General features: G+C 49.8%; 1 protein-coding gene. It reads right to left on the bottom strand.

Translation table 11 applies throughout. From position 1 onward, the window contains the following. Positions 1-1163 (bottom strand): efflux RND transporter permease subunit (locus tag R7P67_RS25530; protein ID WP_318086412.1); only part of this gene is annotated, 1163 nt, incomplete at both ends.

Below are 1163 nucleotides of genomic sequence, written 5' to 3'. Positions count from 1 at the left end.
TTAAAGTTCACGGCCACATACGGGATTGCCACGGCGGTGACTAAAATCAACGGAACCAAAGCGGCTAAAGCTTTACGCGGGTTGTCCACCGTCCAGAATACCAACTGTTTATAACGGCTCGGTTTGGTCTCTTCGCTGTTAGCTTTTGGCTTGATGAACATCCACGCCATTAATACCGTAAACGTCATCGCGACGATCCATGAAAGCAACAGTGACGACGCCACAATGTAGAATACAGAGCTCGCAAACTCGGCGGAGTCGGTTTTGGAGAACAACACTGGGCTTGCGCCCATAATCGCGATGACAGTTGCACCTAAAAGTGGCACGGCGGTTTCTTTGACGGAATCAATCGCGGCGCGAGTTCGCTCGATACCTTTGTTGAGCTTGGCAATCATCATATCGGTGATCACAATGGCGTTATCCACCAACATGCCCAGTGCGAGAATAAACGTACCTAGCGAGACACGGTGCAAATCGATGCTGGCGATGTTCATGTATACAAGCGTGAGCAAAATCGTCAGGAGCAAGCTTGCGCCAACGATGGTCGCACTCTTAAAGCCCATGAAAACCAACAACACCACAAAAACAATCGCGACACTTTCAAGCAGGTTGCCAACAAAGTCGTCGATAGACTTTTGTACTTCTTCAGGTTGATAAGCAACGGTCGAGATGTCGACACCCAGCGGCAGCGTTGCTTGGTAGTTAGCGATGATGTCTTGAATCGTATCGCCAAGTGACACCACGTTAATGCCTTGAACTGGGCTCACAGCCAAGGTGACAGCGGGCTCTCCGTTGTAGCGGTTTTCTGCCAATGCTGGTGTTTGATAACCCATGGTGATGTCGGCGATGTCACCAAGACGAATCAACCCCGAGCCAAACTCGCCGGTGCCACCATTGATGATTAAATTGCGAATGTCTTCTAGAGACTGAAACTCACTGGTTTGCGCAATACGAATACGCTCTGTACCTGCATCGAATTTTCCCGCTTCGAACGTGCTGTTTTGTGTGCTCAGTTGGTTCCAAACTTGTGCGATCGACAAACCATATTGAGCCAAGCGCTCGTCTGGCATATCGATATGTACAACGCGAGGTTGAATGCCGTGTAGCTCGATCTTTTTGATGCCGTCGACGGCTTTGATTTGGCGTTGCAGCTCTTCGGCGTA

The sequence above is a fragment of the Vibrio sp. Vb0937 genome (genome assembly GCF_033338855.1).
This window is presented reverse-complemented; position numbering and strand designations above follow the sequence as displayed.